Raw genomic sequence first — 2,170 nt, forward strand, 5'->3', positions numbered from 1 at the left:
TGTGCCGCATTTACTGCAGCATTGTTAATTTACTGGGTCTTAAACACCAGTGTTTTTACCACCACCGGCAGCACACAGCCCTCCGCAATCGGCCTTCCGATATCTATATAATCACCTTCCGACAAATGTATACTGTCCAGGCAGATCACTTCTTTTTTCCAATCCAGCAGATGGTACATCGTCTGCCCCAATACCTTAGCCATATCATTTTCTACAATCACGATCACCGGAAGCTTTGCTTCTATCAGTGCTTCTGCCCCCTTAAGGATATCTCTGGCATACTTCTGTACCCTGGAAAATGAGGGGTTGCCCTCTCCGTCTATGGCAATTGCAACCTGCACAAGTTTCTCTTCTACCCGAAACCAGTCCAGCTTTCTTTTAATGGCTCCCGCAAGCTGTTCCGGCTGTTCCTCTTCCCGTGTGAGCTTCAGGACCGGCAGGTTTTTCACCGGAAATGCATCACTGGTATAAGTGATGGTACTGCCGCTGATCTCCGTAGTATGGCTTCCCGCTCCCACTACCGTTGCCCGGATAGTCTCATTGCTTTCTATCACTTTCAGTTTTCTGACAAGCTGGGAATTCTTAATAGCCTCTCCCAGCAAAATTCCAATATCCCCAAACTGAAACGGATCTGTGAATTTTTCCGGGTGATAAACCGCATCTGCCACTCCACCTGAAAAACTGATACATTGAATCTGGTCTTTCTGCTGAATGTTCTTGTTCGTGATCATCAGCTTAAAATAAGCATCTTCTTCCTTCAGCCCAACACTTGCCTCCAGCACCCTTACCATTATATCCAGTATGGGCTTCAGATTCTGCCGGTCAGCCACTGTACCAACAGCCAGAGGCATCTTTTCGTTTTCGATAATCTGCAAAAGCTTGGGGGCTATATAAGTGATCTTTCCGGTTCTGGCCTCTACCTTAATCAGCCGCCCTCCAATATCGAGACAACCGGTATCAATCGTATCTCCTCTTTGAAATACCGCCAGATTGCTGGTTCCCCCTCCAATGTCCATATTGACCGCCGTCAAATGGTGTTCCTTGGAATAGAGATCCGTCCCCGCTCCTTTTCCGGAAATCACACTTTCCAGATCCGGTCCCGCCGTTGCAACGACAAAGTCTCCTGCGAATCCGCTAAGGGCATTTACTACTTCTTCGGCATTTTCTTTCCGTGCAGTTTCTCCGGTAATAATGACTGCCCCGGTATCTATCTGCTCTTTTTTAACGCCTGCTTTTTCATACTCCTTTTCCACAATCCTGCGGACCTCATCAAAATTGATCCGCGTCTGGTCCACAAGAGGTGTGAAGTAAATATCGCTTTTATACTGTATCTGCTTCTGGGTAATTACCATCCGTGGAACGGTATAGCTGGTTGCCATATTTTCAACAAGCAGCTTTGAAAAAATAAGCTGGGTTGTGCTGGTTCCCAGGTCTATCCCCACACTCAGCAATTCTTCTTTCAACCTACACCGCCTCCTTTTCCAAATATTCCATCAGCGCCTGAATCCCAATTCCCTCCGGAGTGTCCACTTCGAAAATAGGGTCCGCCCCAGCCTTGACAAGTTCTTTTCTGGCTTTATCAATTCTCTGGGAATCCGTCTGGTTGATCTTCGTAATTATGCCAATTACCTTTTTTCCGAATATTCCTGCAAAAGCAGGTGGAATTGCCCGATATTCCGATGTGGGATCCGCAACCAGCGCAATCACTTTTGCATCCACCGCCGTCATGATCAGGGCATGGTAAAAATGGCGGTTTTCTAAATATTCTCCCGGGGTGTCAATAGAATCCCCATAGCGCTCTACTGCCTGGGTCTTTCGGTATTTAATCGCCTGTTCATTCAGTTTCTGGCACAACGTGGTTTTGCCGCAGCCTGTCTGACCGATAAAAATAACTTTTTTCATACACTTTCCCCTCTGCCTATTACAAGCCTGCTTGTAATAGTTCTGAATAAGGAGTGCGAATGCAATCACACTCTAAGTCCTGGTAATCGGCGCCCCGGTAAATCCCAGATCCTGCTCCATTGTCCTTATAATATCTTTTATTGCCGCTTCCACTGAACTGATATCACCGGTAAAAACCAACGCTCCGCTAAAACGGTCAATAAACCCTAACGTAATATCAGATGCCTTTGTGGCGATATCAGCGGCTATGATTGCACCTTCACTGGGT

General features: G+C 46.7%; 3 protein-coding genes. All 3 read right to left on the minus strand.

Annotated features, from left to right (window positions below):
* Positions 1 to 29: 29 nt before the first annotated feature.
* A complete protein-coding gene (gene eutA / locus ACH2DQ_RS18465) occupies positions 30 to 1,463 on the minus strand; it encodes an ethanolamine ammonia-lyase reactivating factor EutA (RefSeq protein WP_395027790.1) in 1,434 nt (477 codons plus the stop codon).
* A 1-nt stretch (position 1,464) separates the two neighbouring features.
* On the minus strand, positions 1,465 to 1,902 hold the full coding sequence (locus ACH2DQ_RS18470) for a EutP/PduV family microcompartment system protein (RefSeq protein WP_394916074.1): 438 nt from the start codon (positions 1,900 to 1,902) through the stop codon (positions 1,465 to 1,467).
* Between the two features lie 72 nt (positions 1,903 to 1,974).
* On the minus strand, positions 1,975 to 2,170 hold a 196-nt coding region (locus ACH2DQ_RS18475), incomplete at its 5' end, for a BMC domain-containing protein (RefSeq protein WP_395027792.1).

It is taken from the genome of Robinsoniella sp. (genome assembly GCF_034124845.1).

Coding starts and splice junctions, on each gene's coding strand:
- ACH2DQ_RS18470 (WP_394916074.1), bottom strand. CDS start 1,902: ATGAAAAAAGTTATTTTTATCGGTCAGACAGGCTGCGGCAAAACCACG.